This is a genomic window from Oricola indica (assembly GCF_965227485.1).
In the GTDB taxonomy this organism is placed as follows: domain Bacteria; phylum Pseudomonadota; class Alphaproteobacteria; order Rhizobiales; family Rhizobiaceae; genus Oricola; species Oricola indica.
The window spans coordinates 4,150,812-4,169,052 of record NZ_OZ245747.1 but is presented as its reverse complement, the minus strand read 5'-3'; the positions used below and the strand labels follow the sequence as shown (position 1 = coordinate 4,169,052).

The following is an 18,241-nucleotide window of genomic DNA, read 5'->3' as shown; positions in this document are numbered from 1 at the left end:
ATGACCAACTGGAAAGACTGCTCGAAACTGGCCGTTGTCACAGGCAGTGCCGGAATCGGACTGGGGGTGGCGACCCGCTTGCTGGAAGAGGGCTTCGGCGTGATTCTCTGCGGTGTCGATCCGGCCGACAACAAGGCCGCGCGGGAGCGCACGGCCGGCAAGCCGATAGAGGTCGTCCAGCTCGACGTGTCCAGGGAAGAGGATGTACGCGCATTCGCGGCCGGCATCGCAGGACAGACATCGCGTCTGGATGCCCTTGTAAACTGCGCCGGCATTCAGCCCTATGGGACGATCGAGACCACGACACCGGAGGCCTGGCGCCACGTGATCGATGTAAACCTGAGCGGATATTTCTACATGGCGCATTTTCTCTATCCGCTGCTCAAGGCTTGCGAGACCGCATCCATCGTCAATATCGCTTCGGTGCAGGGCCACCTGAACCAGAACAACGTGCTTGCCTATGCGACCAGCAAGGGTGCGATCCATGCACTCACCCGCGCCATGGCTGTCGATTGCGCCCGCGACCGGGTTCGCGTGAACTCGATTTCCCCCGGCTCCATTCGCACGCCGCTGCTGGAATTCGCGGCGCGCGAACTGACGCCTGAAGGTGGAGACATGGAGGCCACGCTCGCGGAATTCGGCGCGTCGCATGCCGCCGGACGCGTCGGAACCGTTGAAGAGATCGGTGCAATGGTGGCATTTCTCGTCGGCCCGGAATCACAATTCTGCATAGGCGGAGATTTTTCGGTCGACGGAGGCCTGAAAGCGCAACTCGGAGTATAGTCCGGATCGCCCTTCAGGAGTGGGAGGAATTGCATGCCTGAGACAAAAGCCAACTCGCAGAACCGCAGGCGCCTCGGCACGTCGGATCTTCCTGCGATCATCGCCGATGAAATTCGCGGTCAGATCGTGAAAGGCAAGCTCGCTACCGGTAGCAAGCTGCCAACTGAACGCGAAATGAGCGAAAACCACGGCGTGAGCCGCGTGGTTGTCCGCGAAGCGATTGCGCGCCTGCGTCACGAAGGATTGGTTACCTCCCAGCAGGGGCGGGGTGTTTTCGTCGCCTCCCCCGAAGAAAGCCGTTTCCTGACCATCGCGCAGTCCGCGCTCTCCCGACCGGAGGACTATCAACGCCTGTACGATGTCCGAAAAGTGCTCGAAAGCGGCACCGCGGCCCTCGCGGCGTTGCACCACGACGAAGACGATCTCGAGGAATTGCGTAGACACCTCGCGACGATGATCGGGCCCGACGTGAACCATGAGACCTATGTCGAGGCCGATATCGCCTTCCACCGAGCGATAGCGTCCGCAAGCAAGAACCCGTTCCTCGTCCTGTTCATTTCCTTCGTCGATATGAAGCTGAAGGAGAGCATCTCGGTAGCGCTGAAATCGCTCAATTTCGAGGAGACGATCGAGGTATCCGCCGAGGAGCACGACGAAATCTTCCGCTGCCTCGCTGCCCATGATCCCGAGGGCGCACGTCAGGCGATGCAATTCCATCTGGATAATTCGTCCCGAAGATTGGGGCTATAATGCAGGCGTTCCGAACGCGCCGAAAATCCTGCGGTCGGGCATCGAGTCCCCGGTCTTGTCGTTCGGATCCAGACGACGTTCCAGACGATAGCTGTTTATGCTTTTGGTAACTTAAGCGATGAATAGGAACTCTAAATTAATCGCTCGTTGACCGCTGGATCGTTTGTTTCAGCCATCGGTCGGTGTGGCTAAAGTTCGAGAACGCTGGGTTATACGACAAATGTCAATGGGAGCAGTGGTCTATCCGCGATTGTTGCTGGCTCAGCGGGAGTAACGGCAGCTTATATCCCGTGCTCACTCTTCAATACCTGAAGATCTTCGATAAACCTTTCCCTCATTTTGGTCGTGTAGATTCGCGCGATCCTACCATCGTTCTGCCGTTCAATGATCTTTTGTAGGTCCGAAAGGCGTGCTTCCCATGTGGTCCCGTCGGTGAAGAACAGGAGAGTTGTGTCGTGCCGCTTGGCTTCTACGATCGCATCAAGATCGCCAATGACGTCCGTCATCTTTGAGCCGGTTGCGCCGTACCCTTTAACTTCGATGATTATCCGCGGGTGGTGGCGATCTGGAATCACCACATCACATTTCGCGCTCTTGCCGCGCACGCCAGAGAAAGTGCAGCGAGTCTCGTAGCCGTCCTTCCCGAAAACCTCGCCAACTAGGCCTTCGACGACGTCTTCAAGTCCGCGGCCTCGCCTTTGGCCGGAGATCGCAGAGCCTCGTCCAGCCCGCAGTCGCTCCACGAGAATGTCGCTCCAGATAGGCTTGTAGTTGATTGTTTCGGCCATGGCTTCCAAAAGGCCCATCTCCTCAAGAGCGGCATAGAAGCCTTCGGGATCTTTTTTCAGCCGCGTCTTACCGCTTCCACTTTTCCCGAGCGCTCTCTTCAACTTGGCATCCATTGAGTCTTTGGACATTATAAGAAAAAGACGGCAACAAAGAATGCCGATATCAAACGGGCCATCGAAAAGCAGAGCAATGTCTCTGCGGTCGTAGTCATCCTTCTTAGAGGCCGTCCTGAAACTCGGGGCGAGGCTGGATGGCCGGTCCCGAATGTGATTCCAAACGGTTGTCAAAGCCAGTTTGGAGAGCCTCATGTGGACACCGGCCACCCGGCGGCAGCATAGCCGCGATCATCTGCGTTATGGAAGCGATCTGAGTGATGCGGAATGGGAAATTCTCGCCCCTTTCATGCCGGCGCCGGCAAGGACCGGCCGGCCGCGTCAATGGCCGATGCGCGAGATCATGAACGCCATCTTCTATGTGCTGCGGGGTGGCATCGCCTGGCGGCTTCTGCCCAAGGACTTCCCGCCGATGACGACGGTCTATGGCTGGTTCCTGCGCTTCCGCCGCGAAGGTCTGTTCCAGACAATCAATCACCACCTTGTCATGACCGATCGAGAACGGACCGGACGTGAGGCCAGTCCCTCGGCGGCGGTGATCGACAGCCAAAGCGTCAAGACCGTCGAGGCCGGCGGCCCCAGGGGCTTTGACGCTGGCAAGAAGATCAAAGGGCGCAAGCGCCACGCCATGGTCGATACCGATGGCCGGGCCTTGGTCATCCAGGCGCATCCGGCCGACATTCAGGATCGTGACGGTGCCGTCCCGCTGCTCAAGGCGTCACGACGATCCTTCCCTTTCGTCGAAATCACCTTCGCCGACAGCGCCTATGGCGCCCAGAGGGTCAAGGATGCAACATGCATCGCCATCGAGGTGGTCAAGAAGATCGCCAACCAGATCGGCTTCCACGTCCTGCCGCGCCGCTGGGTGGTCGAACGCACATTCGCCTGGATCAGTCGCAACCGACGGCTGGCCAAGGATTTCGAAGGCACCATCGCCTCCGCCGAGGTCTTCCTCTACGCCGCATCCGTCATGCTGCTCACACGACGACTGGCCCGGTCAGCATGAGTTTCGAGTCGGACTCTTAGGCAGGTCGGCGAGCTTCGCTATTGCCGCGGCTGCCGCATCATCCATCCAGTCCACATCCAGCGGGCTGAGTGACGCAACAACTTCATCAAGGCGCTGTTCGATTGCCTGCATCAGCGGCCCACGATCAGATATTCGGTAACTGCGGCCCTGGAGACGTTCTTGTGCGTGCCAAAGTGATAGCGGTGCGGCTTCTCAAAGACTTTCACCGTGTCCTTGTGCCTTCTCAGGAGGGAAATGAGTTGATCCAGATCCGGGTAACCATTCGAGCTATAGGATAGCACGATCTGGCTGTTCGAGAATTTTGCAAACATGCGCTCGAAGGCGTCTACCGCGTTTCGCCGGTAGTTGAAGGGCGTGTGCTTTTTGGCGATCTTCTTGACCTTCGTTGTTTGGTCGACCGGCATCCCTTGCCAGTAGCATGAAAGCCCCTCTAAGAAATGATATCGCTTAATATAGCAGTTATCGTCGGCGCGAGGCACGTATGGCGGATCGAGATATACAAGATCAATCGCCTTCTTCGGGAGTTCGAATACATCTGAGCGGTAGGCGAGGTTGCGACGCCCATTGTCACAGACCGCGGCGTTGTAGACTTCAACCTGCTCCAGGAAATGCTCTTCGATGGTAAGGCGCAGGTCACGTCTGCCGTCGTCATATCTGGAGAGATCGCCGGAAAGCGTGAAAACGCCGCGAGGTTGCCGTTTCAAGCAAGACCGAAACAAGGCGGAAAAAGCCAAGGCCTGTTGGTGTGGGTGCTGAAGGAGCCTGATATTCCCCGATATGCTATCGAGAAATTGGAGGTCTTCCCGTGTGTAGAAGACGCCGTTGAAGGTGTCTTCGATAAAGCTGTGCGCGGATCGGCTCCGGTCGAGCAGTTGTTTGACCGCTTTGCCGTCCAGGTGGGTGCGATTGTTCTCGATCGTCGCCTTCGCCACCAGACTCGAAAAGTTGAGGAAGTCTGACGCCACCACCCGTCGGCCCATGGTTTTCATCAAGTAGGCGACGCTGCCAGTTCCGGAAAAGGGATCAAGCGCCGTTTCGAAGTCCAGCGTTTCCAAGACTTCATGAATCCATGGCAGGAGGCGTTTCTTGGAGCCCATATAGCGCATTTCGGGGTAGCGAGACGCTCGCTCGGGAATTGCCGCGGGTGCGTCATCCGGCTCAGAATCTTTCGGCGTGAAAGGGACAACAACTGACGCGGTGGCGGGCATAAGAGCGTTCTCTTTGTAACTGCTGAAGTCGAAAAGTTAGTTTCAGTGCCAAGTTACGCGCGAATCGGCGCGAGGTCGAATGATAACAGACCGGGAGTGACGCTCCACGTTTAGTCTGCCCTACAGGTGGTAGAGTGGCGACGGATCAGTGCCGGAACGCTCGGTTATGGACATCGCCACAAAAAAACCGGCTGCCCTTGTCCCTGACAGGCGATCGTCTGGAAGAACGAAGCGCCTCAATTATCGCCCCCATCGGCTTCCGCCCGACAATCATTTCCCGAAGAGTGGCGCCAGCTTTTTATGGCATGGGGCAGGGCGTTTTCGCGAAACAGAGACTGGTTGGGATTCGTCTGACTGCCCCCGGCTCACCTCCCCAGCTGCGTGATCGTACTGGCGGGATTCCGCTACGATCTTGGTAATCTTCGCCTTGAAGCGCGATATCTCGGAACCGCATCATTCGCGGTAAAAAGTATGATTATTTCCGATGGGAGCTGTTGATCATGCGTGCGCTTCATGCATTTGTTGCCGTTCAGTCCACGAAACGATGGCCTGAGGGACCGTCCGGTCCGACAATGAGAGCAGTCTCTTGGGAGGAAACCAAATGCTGAAGAAATTACTTGGCCATGCGCTTGTCACGGCCTCGGCACTTCTTGTGTCCGGTGCGGCCATGGCCGCGGATTATAACTGGACGTTCCAGACGTCCGAAACCGCCGGCGAGCCGGGCTTCATCAACAAACAGAAATGGGCCGAAAGCGTCAAAGAGATGTCCGGCGGACGGATCGAGATCGAGATCCTGCCGATCGGCGCCGTTGTCCCGCACACCGACACACTCGATGCTGTCGGCTCCGGCATCCTGCAGGGCCACCTGACTGACCCGAGCTACTTCGCGGGCAAGGACCCGGCCTTCGCCATGATGGGCAACCTGGTCGGCGCGTGGAGCGATCCGTTCGAACTGCTCGGCTTCATGCAGTCGGGCGGCGGTCACGAACTCTACGCCGAACTGGTCGAACCCTACGGCGTGCACTTCATCGGTGCCGCGGCGACCGAACCGGAGGCCTTCGTTTCCTCCAAGCCTGTGCGCACGGTCGAGGACCTCAAGGGCCTGAAGCTGCGCGCGCCTGAAGGCATGGTCTACGAGATCTTCTCCAAGGCTGGAGCGTCGCCTGTCGCGCTGCCGGGTTCCGAGGTCTTCACCGCGCTCGACAAGGGTGTCGTCGAAGCTGCCGACTATACGGTCTTCGCCACCAACCAGGCGCAGGGCATGAACGACATCGCCCACTATCCGCTCTATCCGGGCTTCCACTCGTTGCCGCTGATCGACATCTCCATGACCAAGTCGATCTGGGACGATCTGCCGGATGACCTGAAGGCGATCCTCAACGCATCCGTCGACAAGTTCATCTTCCAGCACGTCTACTCGGTGCGCAAGCTCGACGCCGAAGCCGTCGCCACGGCGAAGGAAAACCCGGAGATCGAGATCATCAACTGGTCGGGCGATGAGCGGACGAAGTTCCGCCAGATCGCGCAGCAGGAGTGGGAGAACTGGGCTGGCAAGACCGAGATGACCCAGCGCTACTACGACGCCGTGGTCTCCTACCTGAAGGGCCGCAACCAGCTCTGATCCGGACAATTTGACCGGAAAAGACAAGCGCCCGGCCGGACAATCGGCCGGGCGCGGACACCTGACGGGGAGGAAACCATGTCGGACAATCCGGATCTGATCCCGGAGCCGCCGGAGGAAGACGTCGAGATTAGAAGCGGTCTCGACCGGGTTGTCGCGAATTCCGCGAAAATCCTGTCCTGGGCGATTTTCGTCGCTTTCGCCATCAGCGTCTTCGAGGTGATCGCGCGCTATGTCTTCGACAGCCCGACGATGTGGGTGCATGAATCCACGACATTCCTGATCGCCGCGATCTTCCTTGTCGGCGGCCCCATTGCGCTTGCCCGCGACAAGCACATCCGCGTGCGCATGATCTACGACACCGTGTCGCCGGCCACGCGCCGCTGGCTCGACATCGTCAACTCGATCATCGCGATGATATTTTTCGCCGGCCTCGGATACGCCGGCTGGATCCTTGCCTGGAAGGCGACGCATACGCCGACCGGCGACATTCACTTCGAGGGGACGGGTACGGCCTGGAACCCGCCTACGCCGGCGCTGCTCAAGATCATCATCCTGTTCTGCGTTGTGCTGATGTTCGTCCAGTCGGCCACTCATCTGGTCAAGGCCATTCGCCGCGACGTCCGGCAGGAACAGGGCGGGGAACGCTGACATGGGACTTGACGCTCTCGGCATCGAGTACGGCACCTTCCTTCTCGTCGGGCTGATCTTTCTGCTGCTGATTACCGGACAGCCGCTCGCCTGGGTGACCGGGCTCGTCGCGCTGATCTTCACCTTCGGCTGGTTCGGCGGAAATGCCCTGCCGCTCGTGACCTCGCGCATTTTCGGCTTCATTACCGAGTATTCGCTCGTCGCCATTCCCATGTTCATCCTGATGGCTGCCTTGCTCGACAGGTCGGGCATCGCCAAGGACCTGTTCAACGGGATGCGAATACTCGCCGGGCGTCTGCCCGGCGGCGTCGCGGTTCAAACGCTGATCGTGGCAATCCTGATGGCGGCCATGTCCGGCGTCATCGGCGGCGAGATCGTCCTGTTGGGCATCCTCGCGCTGCCGCAAATGCTGCGGCTGGGTTACGACCGCTCGCTGTCCATCGGCGTGGTCTGTGCGGGCGGTTCGCTCGGCACCATGATGCCGCCGTCGATCGTCCTGATCATCTACGGCCTCGTCGCGGGCGTCTCGATCGCCGACCTGTTCGTCGCCGCGATCACGCCGGCCATGCTGCTGCTCGGCTTCTACATCGCCTATGTGCTGGTACGCTGCCTGAAAAACCCCGCCCTCGGTCCGCCCATGTCGGTGGAGGAGCAGGCAGAGGAATCCGTCGGCTCCGCGCTCAAGGCACTGATCGCGCCGCTCTTCATCGTCATCGCGGTGCTGGGGTCGATCTATGCCGGCGTCGCCTCGATCACCGAGGCCGCGGCGCTTGGCGTCTCGTCGGTCCTGATCATTTCCGCGCTGCGCCGCGAGCTCAATGTCAAGATGCTGCAGGCAAGTCTCGTCCACACGCTGGAGACTTGCGGCATGATCATCTGGATCGGCATCGCCGCCGCCGTGCTGGTCGGCGTCTACAATCTCATGGGCGGCAACCGGTTCGTGTCCGCCGCGATCCTCGGGCTCGACGCCTCGCCGGTGATCATCATCATGGTGATGATGGCGATCCTGATCGTGCTCGGCATGTTCCTCGACTGGATCGGAATCGCGCTGCTGACGCTTCCGATCTTCGTCCCGATCGTCAAGCAGCTCGGCTATGATCCGATCTGGTTCGGCATCCTGTTCGCGGTCAACATGCAGGTGTCCTATCTGACACCGCCCTTTGGTCCGGCGGCCTTCTACCTGAAGAGCGTGGCGCCGCCCGACATCACCCTGAAGCACATCTACACGGCGCTGCTGCCGTTCATCGCGCTTCAGTTGCTGGTGCTGGGCATCCTGCTGTTCTATCCGCCGCTTGCCATCTGGCCCATCTAGGAGACGATCGGGTGAAGATCGTCTCTATCACTGCGCATGTCGTCAACGCCGAGATGCGCAACTGGGTCTTCGTCAAGGTCCAGACCGACGTGCCGGGCCTTCACGGCTGGGGCGAAGCCACGCTCGAATGGAAGACACGCGGCGTCGCCGGCGCGATCGAGGATCTCGCTCCGCTGGTCATCGGCAGGAATCCGCTCGATATCGAGCAGGCGGTCCGGGCCATGCGCAAACAGTCCTTCTGGCCGCTCGGCGCGATCGGCATGAGCGCGGTCTCCGGGATCGAACTCGCCCTGTGGGACATCGCGGGCAAGCATTTCGGCGTGCCGGTCTGGCGGCTTCTGGGCGGGCAGACACGCGACAAGGTGCATGTCTATACCCATCTCGGTTTCGGCGACATGCGCGCCGTCTACGAGACCGAAAGCGTCGATCCACTGATCGAACGCGCGCAAGAGGTGCTCGCGAAGGGGTACACCGCGTTCAAGGTTGTGATCCTGCCCTATGTTCATGCTTATGCGCCGCGCAAGGCCGTATCGCATGTGGAGCGCCTCATGGCGGGGCTGCGCGAGGCGACCGGCCCGGACACCGAGATCATGCTCGATTTTCATGGAAAACCGGGATCGGCGGCTGCCGCCATGTCGTTCATCGATGCCGTCGCCCCCTACGCGCCGATGTTTGTCGAGGAACCCGTTCAGCCTGGCGATGTTCGCGGCATGAAACGGGTAACGGACAGATCGCCCGTTCCCATCGCGACGGGCGAACGCTTGATCGAGCGCAGCGAATTCGAAGAACATTTTCACATGCGCGCTATGGATATCGCTCAGCCCGATATCTGCCATTGCGGCGGCCTGCTGGAGGCCAAGAAGATCGCCGCCATGGCGGAAACGGCAGGCATGGGCGTCGCGCCGCACAACCCGCTCGGGCCGATCGCCGGCGCCGCGGCGCTGCATTTCGCCGTCTCCACGCCCAACCACATCATCCAGGAAGAGATGGTCGGCGCGGTTCCGTGGTATTTTGACGTGGTGCGCGGACCGATCGTCATGAAGGACGGACACTGGCAGGTCCCGGACGCGCCGGGTCTGGGGATTGAGGTGGACGAGGACGAATGCGCCAGGCACCCGTTCTCGCCGGAAGTCTATCATACAAAGGCCGCCGTTCTTGACGACGGAACCATCGTAAACTGGTAGTTCCGCGTCACTCCGCAGCCGCTGTCAGAAACCTTCGTGCCTAATCTTGCTTCCCGTAAACGGACTCGCGAAGCGCGCGCAGGGCAGCGGTGAATCCGCGAAGCGAGACCTCGGCGGTTCGTTGCGACCCGTCCAAAGCCAGCGAGGCGACCTTCAGGTCGAGCCCGCGCAGAAACCCGTCCATCACCGACTTGTCGGGATTGAACGGCGCCAGGCATCCGTTGTTCGAACAGGAGCGGAAAGGCACTTTCACGCCGCGGCGATTGTCGACCTGAAACACCACCCCCGCGGGAAGCAGCGTATCCTGCGGCGCACTGAAGATCACCAGCGCCTGCTCTTTCGCGCCTTCGCCGTGCAACTCCAGGGCCATTTTGATCGGTGCCTGGGCCTGTTCATCGGAAACGATGCGCGGGGCCATGACACAGATGGCGAGCGGGCCGCTGTCCGACGCCGGACAGATCACCCGCCAGTCCTTGAACGCCACCTCGGTCGTTTCCGCGCGACTGCCGATCTCCGCCGGCGGCGGGTCCGCGGTTTCATCCTGTTGAGCCCATGCGGCCGCCGGCAACAGCAGCATCATCAAGAGCAAGGCGACGCCGGGTGCCGGCAACCGCTGGCTGCCGCATCGGCGTTTACTGCTTCGACAGGTCATTGATCAGCGCCTCGATTTCCTGTGGCGCCAGGTTCTTGCCCAGGATGGTATTCAGGTCGCTGCCGGCGCTGGCGACGAGGGCTTCGACGGCGGCGTCGTAGGCTGCCTGCGGATCGGCTGCATTGACCAGATCGACCGATATGCCCGCCTTCCGGAATATCGCCTCGACCTCTTGCGGGGTTGGCTGCCGGTTGCCGGCCTGCGCCTTTCGCAACTCCGCCGAAAAATAGGACGCATTGCGCACGGCCTCGCTTTCGTGAACCGCGACCGATTGCTCTTCGGTAACATCGTCGCCGAACCGGCCGGTCAGCACATCGGACGTCGCGCCGGCTTCCGCGACTGCAACCATGGTGCGCGCGCTGTCTCCCAGTTCCTCTCCGCGCTCCACGGCGTCAGCAATGTCGCCCATTTCCTCTGATCGAAGCTCGATATCGTTCGTGAGATCCTCCTGGACCTCCCCTCCCGTCTCGATGCTCGAACCGATTCGTGAATTGAGATCGTCGATCGCATCCTGGGCGATATCGCCGGCAAGCACGTTTGTATCCTTCAGGTTCAGTTCGCGGTCCTCTCCGGTCGTCGTCACGGCCGTTTCCACAACCCGGTTCGCCTCGTCGAGCTCGTTGGCGCCGGAGCCGGTCACCGTCACATTGCCTTCGCCAATCGTGCTCCTGACGGTCTGATCGAGTTCCGTGCTGTCACCCTGGGCGTCGGCCTTTATGAAGCCCTGTTCCTGGAAGGCTGTATCCTCCGTCGTGTCCCAGTTCTCGGCGATCTCCTGAACATCCGTCGCCGTCGCGGCAAAGCGGAAATTGAACATGTCCTGGGTTTTCGACCCTTCCAGATCGTCGCCGACCACCAGTTCCCCTGTTGTCACATCGAGCGTTCCGTCTTCGCCAGCGGCAATCTTTCCCGCGTTGAGGGTTGTCTTGCCGCCCACATTGACTGTCAGATTGCCTGTCGCCGTTATGCCGCTCTGTTCACCGGCCGTCGTGTTCTCCTTCTCCGAGTGGTTCAGATCGATGTCCGCGCCAGTATCGAGTATGCCGGCGAGGTCGTAGGTCTTCAGCGAACCGTCTTTCGTCCGGGGCGTGTCGGCATCGTTGTCCGTCGAGCCTTTCGCGGAATCGTCGCCCGGAGGAGACGACGGCGCGGGCGACGATGGCCGTGGCGGAGCCGCGTTCGGTGTCGTGGTCTTGCCGGTCGAGCCTTTGGAGGGATCGTTGACGGACGGTGTCGCCGGCGCGGGCGACGATGGCCGTGGCGGGGCCGCGTTCGGTGTCGTGGTCTTGCCTGCATCGCTCGATGACGATGTGGACGATTTCGACGAAGAGTCGTCCTGCGTCGTGGTCTTGCCCGCATCGCTTGATGACGATGTGGATGTTTTCGACGACGCGTCGTCCTGCGTCGTGGTCTTGCCCGCATGGCTCGATGACGGTGTGGATGTTTTCGACGACGCGTCGTCCTGCGTCGTGGTCTTGCCCGCATCGCTCGATGACGATGTGGATGTTTTCGACGACGCGTCGTCCTGCGTCGTGGTCTTGCCCGCATCGCTTGATGACGATGTGGACGATTTCGATGACGAGTCGTCTTGCGTGGTAGTCTTGTCCGTGTCGTTACCGGAGTTGCTGCTGGTCGTCTTCGACTTCTTCTGAACTTCGACTCCGACGCCGATCTCCAGCCCGAACTGGGTGGAGTCGATTGTGGATTCCGCGGACGAGACCGTCAGATCCCTTCCATTCGAATCCAGGCTCCCGCCATTCGCATTGACCTGGGTTCCCTCCATCTCGATCCCGTCTCCCTTGACATTGAAACTGCCACCCGAGTTGAAGGTGCCACCCTCTTTTTCCACGATGGTGGTGTCCTCGACTTCGATCGAACCCTCGATATCAACTGTACCAAGCAGGGTGTCGACAATCCCCGGATCCTTCTTCTCGTTTTCCGTCTCACTCGAATCTTTCTCGTCCAACTTGCCGGTCGGTGCAGGCGTCGTGGTCTTGCCGCCGTCGCTTGGCGCGGGGTTCGAAGGCCGTGGCGGCGCGCCATTTTGCGTCGTGGTCTTGCTGCCGTCGCTTTGGCTGGAGTTCCCGCCGTTGCTTGAGTCCGAATCCGAAGACCCACCCGAGTCCTTTGTTCCCTGGCCTGTCTTGTTTGTGCCGATATCAAGGCTCAGCCCCACGCTCACATCGATATCGGTGGATTGTTTTTCGTAGGTGCTGGTCGCGGCCTCCAAGGAAACCGAGCCGCCATTTGCGGATATATCCGTCTCCTCGGTGACATTCGCCTCGCCGCCGACGATCGTTACGCCCCCATTCGTCGAGGTGACCGTCAGGTTCTGCGCGTTATAGGTGGATTGGACGGCCTCGTTTGTCGTCTCGTTGGATGTCGAATACTGGACGGACGCACCGACATCGCCGCTTTGCCCCGAATTGCTCAGCCCCCCATCGACATTGTCCTGGACTTCGCTTGATCCGGCTTGCGTGCCACCGATTCCGACCTCCACGGACACGCTTTCGGATTCACGGTGGTATGTGTTCGTGGCAGTATCCAGCTTTACCTCGCCGCCGCTTAGGTTGACGTCGCCAGACTTTGCGTAAAAATCGGTCCCCTCAGACGCCAGCTTGCCGGTCTCGCCCTCGGAACCCGTTGCTGTGACTGTGATGCTGCTGTCCGGGCTCGACAATTGGGTCGTATCGGCCTCCGAGTAGCTTTCCTCGCTGGAGGAGAAAGCACCGCTCCCGGAGACGGAGAGCGCCTTCTTTCCGACAGTCACGCTGCCGCCGCCCGAGGTGGACTGTTCCTTCGTCTCGTAGGTGTTCTCTGCAGCGTTCAGGGTAACATCCTTACCAGAGATCACGACTCCTCCGCCACCGTCGACCTTGGTGCCGGTCAGACTGGTTCCACCCTGTCCGCCGTCGATCGTGACGCCGCCAGACCTGGTGGCTAGTGTTGCCGTATCCTGGTTGGTAATCTTCACATTCGGATCATCACCATCGAGTTCAGTTGAATGGCCTTCGCCTTCAAGCGAGACACTCTGGTCAATCACATCGTAACTGGCTCGACCGCTTCCGCCGGTTTCACTTGTCGTGCGCGTATCGGTGGTTTCGGCCACTGTTACATCGACACCGGCTCTTGACTTAATCTCAATGCCCTTATCCGCCGAAAGCTCCGCCCCCTCAATCGTGATACCGTCGCCTGTGGCGCCGCTCGTGATGGTGATCTTTCCCGAGCGCGAGGTCATGTCGGAAGTCACTGCCTCTTCGTTGACAACCGTGTCGGTGGTTTCGTTGTGCTCGGCGGAAACATAGACCTCCGCGCCGGGCACGATATCGTCGATGTTCTGCGGGCTGAGACCGTCCATTTCCGGGTCGAGATCGACATTCGTGTTTTCGCGTTCCTCTTGCGCCTGGTCGGGGTCGTTTTCCTCGATCGCCGCGATGCGCCGTTTCTCGTCTTCGGCAAGCACCTTGTCCTGCACGTCGTCGATGGCTCCGCCGATCGTGCTGTAATCGACGGCCACGCCGGCCCTGACGCTTGTCTCGGATCCTTCCTGCGTGACCGTGGTGGTATCGGTCGGCGCCTCGACGGAGACGCCGTCATCGCCGTTGATCGAGATATCGCCTTCGACGTCATACACGGTGCCCCGGTCGGTCACGGTGCCCGATGCGTTGATTTCGACTTCGCCGGCCGAGATGGTGGTGGAGCGGTTCTCGGTCGCGTTGAGCGTGGTCGTGCTGGAATCGACATCCACCCCGCCTTCCACCACGAGTTCATTGGTATCGACGCTGCCTCCAAGAACCCCTGTGGTCTCTGTCGTAGTCGTCGAAAATTCCGTCTCCGTCTGGTGCGTCTCGATCGTGACGTCCTTGGAATCGATCTTCAGCTTCCCGCCGACACTGACATCGCTGCCGGTTATGGTGACGCTGGAATCGTCATCTTGGCCATCGGCTTCGTCGCCGCCATTGATGGTCAGCGAACCCTCTACATTGATGTCGCTGGCGCGGGACGTTTCCTGGTAGAGTTCGTCGGTGGTTGTCTCGCTGGTATAGACTTCGATCGAACCGCTGGCGCCGGCGGAATCCTCTCCCGTTTCGTCTTCGTCGCTGGGCGCGCCCGAACGTGTCTGGCCGCCGAGTACGCTGCCCCGGTCCGTCTCCGTTTGGGTGACATCCACGGTTTCGGTCGCCGCCTCGATAGTGACGTCCCTCGACGTTATCGTCGCGTTACCGACCGATACGTCGGATCCGGAAATCCGCACGGAATCTGCTGCCTGAACCTTGCCGTTCTCGTCCACGCCGTTGCTTATCGTGACATTTTCGCCGAAATCGACGTTCGAGCCGCGCTCGGTCGTCACTGTGCCCTCGACCGTCGTTTCGCCGGTACCGAAGAGGACGATCGATCCGTCGTCTCGCTTTTCATAGATGTCCGACCGCTCGGTCGTTTCCGATACAGTCGTCGTCTCCGTCTGCGACTCGATGACGACATTGGCCGCGTTGATATCGCTATCGCCCTCGACATCCACATCGCTGCCCCTGACAGTAACCTGATTGCCGGCATTGACCGTGAGGTTCCCGCCAACGCTGAGCCCGCTACCCTCGACCTCGGTATCGACCACGACGGTACGCGTAGTCGAGCTTTCTTCTCCGAGGCCTCCGTTCGTCTGTTCGGTCGTTATTGTCGTGGACTTCTCCTCGATTCCCTCCAGAGTCACGTCCTGGGCATTCAGTTCCGTATCGCCACCGCTGCCAAGCTCGCCGCCGCTGGACACGATCTCGTCTTTCGCGGAGATCGTCAGATCGTCACGCGCGGTTATCGTCGCGGTATCGCCGACCTGGGTTTCGACGGCTTCGCCGCTCGAGTCGCGAGCGTCGGATGTCAGCGTCTTGTTGACGACCGAGCCTTCGCGGCTTTCCAGCGTGACTGAACCGCCGCTGATTTCCGCGCTCAGATTGGTGATGTCGCCATCGGCCGTGATGGTGACGTCCTCGCCCGCCTCGATTCGGCCAAGCTCGTTGGTGACTTCGCCGCCCGAATTGACCGTCAGGTCGTTGCTCGCCAGCAACGTTCCTTCATTGGTGACCGAGCCTGCGGTATCCAGCTTGATGTCTGTGGCTGCGAGAAGCGCGCCGCCGACGATTGTCGTGTCGCGGTTCGCCGCGAGATAGAGTTTGGGGGCCAATACGGACTTGCCGTCGACCTCGGTTTCGACGAGCAGAACCACGTCTTCCTGCAGATTGGCCATCTGGTCGGGCGTCAGCGCGACGCCAATGCCGATATTCAGATCGCCGCGCAGCGACTCGCCACGCTCGAGCAGGTACTTGTATTGCTCTTCCTCGCTCCCCAGCCCCTGGGCCACGAAACGCTGACCGGTTGCGCTCAGGATCTGCTGCCGCAGGTAGAGCTGTTCATAGTAGGAATCGCCGAGGAACTGGTACTCGGCAACATTCACACCCATCTGGGCAAGGAAATCCGAAGAACCATACAGGCCGGAAACGGAGAACCGCGGATCGGTCTGGAAAACGAACTGCGCGTTGGGGTCGGGGTTTTGAACGACCAGCGGATTGTTGCTGACAAGGCTGGCGGCATCGGGTGGCGAAAGCGAGGATTCGCCCGCGGAAAGGCTCGTGCTACCCTCTCGTTGGTGTGCCCCGTTGTTGACGTTCTGGATAGACATCCCGCCGGTAACGGCCAATGTTCCGCCAGCCTCGACGGCCGACCGTATTCCGGTATTGTCGGTGTAGTGAACGGGCTGATCGATATCGTCGTAGCTTTTCAGGTACTCGTCGCCGATAATGACGCCCCCGACGGGCCCTGTTGTTGTCGAGACGTAGCTGAAACAAATCTCGCCCGGGTCGTAACAGGCAATTCCGAGATTGGATCCCTGCCGATACGTGACGCCATAGGTCGGCGTCGTCGTAAGGGTCTTGAAGTGACCTTCCCCGGTCCAGGAATCCCTTTCGAATTCGGCCAGCGTCGTGATCGTGTAGATTGCCTGGGATTCATTGACGAATGTCGCCAACGGGTCGCCGCCCGTATCCGTCGGACCGCTGATTGTCACGTTCTGCGCGGCCGAGATGATGCTTGCCTTGTTGAGCGCGCTGTCCAGTACGTAAATTTCGATGTCGCCGCCGGCCAGCAACTGGCTGCGATAGTCGGTTGGCGCTTCCTCGATTGTCTGGGTCGTTTGGGTCGCGATTCGGGCGCACGTCTGGTTGACATGTTCGTCGAAATTGCCTTCGTCGAATGATCCGCATGAGTCTACGAGGTGAATCAACTGGCTACCGACAACGATAAAGTCGTCCCAGCCCGTATCGGCTATCAACACGGCGGCTCCATCGGTGACGACCGCCGGCGTGCCGGTGTTCTCGAAGACCTCCGCATAGATCGACACATCGCCGTTGAAGCTCTCGATCGAAGAATCGTAATTCCGGACGGTGCCCTGCGCCTGTGATATGTCGAGACCGCCAAGCGTGATCGGGCCTTCGATCGCGTAGAGATACGCATCGCTGGTGTTCTCGAAGCGTGTGGACGTGAGAATATCGATGCCGGAATAGGCATAGATCAGGCCATTGGTGCTGGAAACGTCCCTGTCGCCGTCTCCGGTATTTTCGATGATACCGGCAGTCAGGCTGCTCTTCGTCGAGTTGGAATTCGCGATGATGGCACCGGAATTATATATCCCCGCGAGACCGGCATTGATGACCGGCGCCAGTATCGTCGAGTCGGCATCGTTGGTCAGAATGCCGTCACCGCCGGGACCGTCGCGAAATTCGATCTCGGTGCCGGCCTGAAGCGTGCCACCGCTATTGGTGATGTGGTTCCAGCCTTCCAGGGTCAGCTTGCTTCCGGCGGCGACGAACCCGGCATTGGCGATCGTGTCCGTCGCGGTGAGGGTCACGTCGGCGGATCCCTGGATGCCCTTGTCGGGCGCGGTGCTGTCGCTGTTCACGTCGATGGTGGACGCCGTCACGCTCAGCAGGCCGTCGCTCCTCAACAGCGAGTCGGAGATCTGGACAGTGTCCGCCGCCGTCGCGGTGAGGGTGGGCGCAGTCCCGCCATCGGGCGTCACCGAGCGCACGCTCGATCCGTTCAGAACCATCAGCGCCGTGCCGCTCAGCTGCAAATCGCCCTGCGATTCCAGATCGACGCCATCGATCTCGATGGGACCGCTGTCAGACGTGGCTGTCAGCGCGCCCTTCGAGCGAATCCGCGGGCGAGCGGAGGCGCCGGCATTCTTCTTGAAGACGAGTTTGCCGTCGGCCCGTATGGTCATCTCACCCGCATTGGCAGCGGCGTCGCCACGCAAACGCACCCCGACACCCGCTTCCGTGCCGATCAGTTTGATCCGGTCGGCATACATTCCGCCGAGCGCCGAGGAATCGATCCCGAATTCGGGTTTCCCATTGGGATCATCGGCCTTCGGCGTCGCGATACCGGTACCGTAGTCGTAGAGATTACGGCCCGCGGTTATGGTGAGGTTCTTGGCGTTGACCTGCCCGTTGATGATGACCGAACGGCTGACGATGTCGAAATAATCGACCGTGCTCGCATCGAGGCCATCTCCCTCGATCGCAACGTCTCCTCCGTCGACATCGATCGTGCCGAGTGACCCGTCGGGATTCAGAGACGGCTTTCCCGTGATGACCGTCGCGCCCGGAAATGCAAGGAAGCCGCAACCGCTGCAGGTGACGCCATTGGGGTTGGCGAGGATGAAATCCGCGGCGCCGCCAACCAGTTCCTGCGGGCCGAGAAGGGACGACCGGCTGTTGCTGGTGATCTCGTTGAGGATCGTCTGCGCTTCGCCATTCGCCGAGAGATTGGGATTGGCCAGAACCGCGCCGGCCAGATCGGATGCGATCGGCGCGTCGCCGCCGTGGTTGTTGATGACCAGCCCTTCCGGACCGACATCGTATTGCGTGAAAACATTGTGCGAGAGCCCGGCCGCGTTCGGCGTGGCGATGTTCAGGACCGGTGTGTCTTCGGCCTCACCTTCGACCACGACGGATGTGACCGACGTGTTGTTCTGCCCCGCAGGATCGATCTGGAGTGTCGTCGATTGGGCAAGCGCCGGGGTCAGGGATGAGGAGCCAAGCAATGCAAGGCCGCACATCGACAGGTAACGGCCACTGAAAAATGTATTGCTCATGAAACTTT

11 protein-coding genes are annotated in these 18,241 nt (G+C 60.3%); 7 read left to right on the top strand and 4 right to left on the bottom strand.

Annotated elements, in window-relative coordinates; all coding sequences use genetic code 11:
• Positions 1 to 783, top strand: coding sequence for an SDR family NAD(P)-dependent oxidoreductase (locus tag ACQK2M_RS20690; RefSeq protein ID WP_425419358.1), 783 nt, complete (start codon positions 1 to 3; stop codon positions 781 to 783).
• A gap of 33 nt (positions 784 to 816) precedes the next feature.
• Positions 817 to 1,533 carry a FadR/GntR family transcriptional regulator gene (locus ACQK2M_RS20685; protein ID WP_425419357.1) on the top strand — a complete coding sequence of 239 codons (717 nt, stop codon included), beginning with the start codon at positions 817 to 819 and terminating at the stop codon, positions 1,531 to 1,533.
• A 281-nt stretch (positions 1,534 to 1,814) separates the two neighbouring features.
• Here ACQK2M_RS20685 and ACQK2M_RS20680 read toward each other — a convergent pair whose 3' ends face one another.
• Positions 1,815 to 2,630, bottom strand: a complete 816-nt coding sequence (locus ACQK2M_RS20680) for a DpnII family type II restriction endonuclease (protein WP_425419356.1) — start codon at positions 2,628 to 2,630, stop codon at positions 1,815 to 1,817.
• Between ACQK2M_RS20680 and ACQK2M_RS20675 the strand changes: the two genes are divergently transcribed.
• Positions 2,629 to 3,441, top strand: coding sequence for an IS5 family transposase (locus ACQK2M_RS20675; RefSeq protein WP_425416307.1), 813 nt, complete (start codon positions 2,629 to 2,631; stop codon positions 3,439 to 3,441). The genes ACQK2M_RS20680 and ACQK2M_RS20675 overlap by 2 nt on opposite strands.
• Positions 3,442 to 3,572: 131 nt before the next feature.
• Here ACQK2M_RS20675 and ACQK2M_RS20670 read toward each other — a convergent pair whose 3' ends face one another.
• Positions 3,573 to 4,670 (bottom strand): DNA adenine methylase, encoded by a 1,098-nt coding sequence (locus ACQK2M_RS20670; protein ID WP_425419355.1) that lies wholly within the window; start codon positions 4,668 to 4,670, stop codon positions 3,573 to 3,575.
• Positions 4,671 to 5,271: 601 nt separating this feature from the next.
• Here ACQK2M_RS20670 and ACQK2M_RS20665 point away from each other — a divergent pair.
• The 4 genes from ACQK2M_RS20665 to dgoD all read left to right on the top strand — a co-directional run bounded on the left by ACQK2M_RS20665 (position 5,272) and on the right by dgoD (position 9,438).
• Complete coding sequence (locus tag ACQK2M_RS20665; protein ID WP_223479372.1) at positions 5,272 to 6,291, top strand: TRAP transporter substrate-binding protein; 1,020 nt, start codon at positions 5,272 to 5,274, stop codon at positions 6,289 to 6,291.
• Positions 6,292 to 6,369: 78 nt separating this feature from the next.
• Complete coding sequence (locus ACQK2M_RS20660; RefSeq protein WP_425419354.1) at positions 6,370 to 6,942, top strand: TRAP transporter small permease subunit; 573 nt, start codon at positions 6,370 to 6,372, stop codon at positions 6,940 to 6,942.
• Position 6,943: 1 nt separating this feature from the next.
• The gene (locus ACQK2M_RS20655) at positions 6,944 to 8,254 is read left to right on the top strand and encodes a TRAP transporter large permease (protein ID WP_425419353.1); all 1,311 of its coding nucleotides are present in this window, start codon (positions 6,944 to 6,946) and stop codon (positions 8,252 to 8,254) included.
• Between the two features lie 11 nt (positions 8,255 to 8,265).
• Positions 8,266 to 9,438, top strand: coding sequence for a galactonate dehydratase (dgoD, locus tag ACQK2M_RS20650; protein ID WP_425419352.1), 1,173 nt, complete (start codon positions 8,266 to 8,268; stop codon positions 9,436 to 9,438).
• A gap of 40 nt (positions 9,439 to 9,478) precedes the next feature.
• Here dgoD and ACQK2M_RS20645 read toward each other — a convergent pair whose 3' ends face one another.
• Together ACQK2M_RS20645 and ACQK2M_RS20640 are read right to left on the bottom strand one after the other, a co-directional pair.
• Positions 9,479 to 10,018, bottom strand: a complete 540-nt coding sequence (locus ACQK2M_RS20645; RefSeq protein WP_425420103.1) for an invasion associated locus B family protein — start codon at positions 10,016 to 10,018, stop codon at positions 9,479 to 9,481.
• Between the two features lie 52 nt (positions 10,019 to 10,070).
• Positions 10,071 to 18,233, bottom strand: coding sequence for a hemagglutinin repeat-containing protein (locus tag ACQK2M_RS20640; protein ID WP_425419351.1), 8,163 nt, complete (start codon positions 18,231 to 18,233; stop codon positions 10,071 to 10,073).
• Between the last annotated feature and the right edge of the window lie 8 nt (positions 18,234 to 18,241).

What these genes read in the sequence shown, in the direction of transcription:
- ACQK2M_RS20640 (WP_425419351.1), bottom strand. Translation starts at nt 18,233, where the DNA reads ATGAGCAATACATTTTTCAGTGGCCGTTACCTGTCGATGTGCGGCCTT.
- ACQK2M_RS20685 (WP_425419357.1), top strand. Translation starts at nt 817, where the DNA reads ATGCCTGAGACAAAAGCCAACTCGCAGAACCGCAGGCGCCTCGGCACG.
- ACQK2M_RS20660 (WP_425419354.1), top strand. Translation starts at nt 6,370, where the DNA reads ATGTCGGACAATCCGGATCTGATCCCGGAGCCGCCGGAGGAAGACGTC.
- ACQK2M_RS20665 (WP_223479372.1), top strand. Translation starts at nt 5,272, where the DNA reads ATGCTGAAGAAATTACTTGGCCATGCGCTTGTCACGGCCTCGGCACTT.
- ACQK2M_RS20690 (WP_425419358.1), top strand. Translation starts at nt 1, where the DNA reads ATGACCAACTGGAAAGACTGCTCGAAACTGGCCGTTGTCACAGGCAGT.
- ACQK2M_RS20670 (WP_425419355.1), bottom strand. Translation starts at nt 4,670, where the DNA reads ATGCCCGCCACCGCGTCAGTTGTTGTCCCTTTCACGCCGAAAGATTCT.
- ACQK2M_RS20680 (WP_425419356.1), bottom strand. Translation starts at nt 2,630, where the DNA reads ATGAGGCTCTCCAAACTGGCTTTGACAACCGTTTGGAATCACATTCGG.
- ACQK2M_RS20645 (WP_425420103.1), bottom strand. Translation starts at nt 10,018, where the DNA reads ATGATGCTGCTGTTGCCGGCGGCCGCATGGGCTCAACAGGATGAAACC.
- ACQK2M_RS20655 (WP_425419353.1), top strand. Translation starts at nt 6,944, where the DNA reads ATGGGACTTGACGCTCTCGGCATCGAGTACGGCACCTTCCTTCTCGTC.
- ACQK2M_RS20675 (WP_425416307.1), top strand. Translation starts at nt 2,629, where the DNA reads ATGTGGACACCGGCCACCCGGCGGCAGCATAGCCGCGATCATCTGCGT.